This is a genomic window from Actinomycetota bacterium, from assembly GCA_036280995.1.
Classification (GTDB): domain Bacteria; phylum Actinomycetota; class CALGFH01; order CALGFH01; family CALGFH01; genus CALGFH01.
This window is the reverse complement of record DASUPQ010000462.1, coordinates 1-2,070: the sequence shown is the minus strand read 5'-3', so window position 1 is coordinate 2,070 and position 2,070 is coordinate 1. Positions and strand designations below refer to the sequence as shown.

At 68.8% G+C, this 2,070-nt stretch carries 2 protein-coding genes; one reads left to right on the top strand and one right to left on the bottom strand.

Features of this window, described 5'->3' with window-relative positions:
• Nucleotides 1–493: 493 nt before the first annotated feature.
• Nucleotides 494–703, bottom strand: coding sequence for an SRPBCC domain-containing protein (locus tag VF468_15450; protein ID HEX5879689.1), 210 nt, complete (start codon nucleotides 701–703; stop codon nucleotides 494–496).
• Between the two features lie 465 nt (nucleotides 704–1,168).
• On the opposite strand from VF468_15450, the gene VF468_15445 reads away from it, so the two are divergent.
• Nucleotides 1,169–2,070 (top strand): M28 family metallopeptidase (locus VF468_15445; GenBank protein ID HEX5879688.1); only part of this gene is annotated, 902 nt, incomplete at its 3' end.

Here is a 2,070-nt window from a genome sequence, read left to right as displayed (position 1 = left end):
GCCGAGTTCCCGGCGGGTGCCGTCCGCGGGCAGCTGCAGAAGTAGCCGGTCTGGGGATGGCCGGCAGTGCGGCAACCGGCACCCGCCGGCCATCCCCGCCTTGGGGATCGGGTGATCGCCACGACCAGGCGGGGGCGGGGGCGAGCAGCGTCAGCAGCCTAGAGTGTGCCAAGGCGAATACCCCAGACCATGACGGCTGCGCGTGCTTGGTTGGCTTGTACTGAAGAAGACTCGTGCCAGGACATGCCGCCGCGCATGCTGACCGCGACGCCGCTAGGCATTGCGATCACGGGCTCGCCCGGAGCCGGAGGCGCCCCTGGCTGGGCGGCTAGCCAACGCCAGTGTTCGGCGTCGGTTGGCAGCCTTCACCCGCTGTCCGTAAGCATGCCGAGCAGTAGAGCCGCCCGAAGGTCGGAACACGCTCTTAGTGTTCGACACCCTCTGGGAAGCGGTCGCCGATGAGATTGAGCTCGAGGTCGTGCTCGAGTAGCGCCTACATTCCAGCGAGCACGAGCGTGAAGCCTTCGGTCGCGGCGATGGCCTGCTTTGCGGTCGACTCTTGGTCGCCGCTGAAGCCGGTGTTGGTGACGGTGACGAAGGTGGTGTCGTGGGAGCGAGGTGTGAAGGTCCATTCGACCGTGGTCTGCGTACCGCCCTCGTAGGCGGGCCACCGCATCACGATACGCTCGTTCTCGTCGACCATATCGACCATACAAGGCCACGGCACCGCCACCTAGCAGGGACGAAGCCTCCTGGGACGTCGAGGAGGCTCGTCCCCGCGCTGCAGCCGGTGTTAGCGAACGGCTACACGGCGACCTACCGGGCGTGGCTTCGGCGACGGCTGACTTGCACAAGAGCCGGACGACCGGGTCAACCGTCGGACCGACCGGAGTGCGGGCTGGTGAGGGCCAGCGCACTCAGCCCACTCGGCCGTCACCTCGGCTTGGCCGGATACGGGACCTGCTGCCGTGGATCTTCTCAAACCGGGACGGAGCGGATATGGTGCTGAACCCTGCCCGTGGCCGCGAAGGTGCGCGCCGCGCACCGTCGCCCAGGGCCTGGCATGACGCTTGGGGGTGAGGCCCGCTACAGGCGACCGGGCGGCCACCAGGGCGCGTGGTGCTGCTGTCCTTATGTCCGGTTCCAGCTGCACGCAGGAGGATGCTTCATGCGCAGGAAGATCACCTGGCTGGTGACGCTGTTGCTGGCCCTGGCCATGATGTCGGCGTCCCCGGCCGCCTGGGCCGCCCCCGGGGACGTCCCCGCCAGCGAGGGATTCCGCAAAGCCGTCACTGTTGCCGGCATCCGTGAGCACCAGGCCGCCTGGCAGGCCATCGCCGACGCCAACGATGACAACCGGGCCGCGGGAACCAGCGGCTATGACGCCTCCGCCGAGTACGTGGCCAAGCAGATGGCCGCGGCCGGCTACCAGGTGAGTTTCCAGGAGTTCACCTTCGGCCAGTTCCGGGAGGCAGCGCCGCCGGAGTTGGAGCGGCTGACCCCGACGGCCAAGACCTATGCCACGCCGGCGGACTTCCGGGCCTTCACCGGCTCGGGGGAGGCCAGCGGCGAGGTGGTGCCCATCGACGTGGTCATGCCCTCTGTGGGTGGGTCGACCAGCGCCTGTGAGGCCACCGACTTCACCGGGACCTCGGGCTGGAACGCCGGCGACATCGCGCTGGTCCAGCGGGGGACCTGCCCCTATGTGCAGAAGGCCCAGCTTGCCCAGGAGGCGGGTGCCGCCGGGCTGATCCTGTACAACGAGGGCAACAGCCCCGACCGGTTGGACGTGCCCGGCAACCTGCCCTTGGGGGCCGAGGGAATCCACATTCCCGGGGTGGGGACCTCCTTTGCGGTCGGGCAGGAGTTCTTCGACCTGTACCAGACCAACCCGCCGGGGTCGGTGACGGCCCGGGTGGAGACCAACCTGGCTGAGGATCGGATCCCTACCAGGAACGTGATCGCCGAGACCCCGGGCGGCGATCCCGACCGGGTGGTGGTCGTCGGCGCCCACCTGGACAGCGTGCCTGCTGGGCCTGGCATCAACGACAACGGCAGTGGGTCGGGCAC

Bases quoted from the DNA above. Each gene is read 5' to 3' on its own strand.
- VF468_15450 (HEX5879689.1), bottom strand. From the start codon at position 703: ATGGTCGACGAGAACGAGCGTATCGTGATGCGGTGGCCCGCCTACGAG.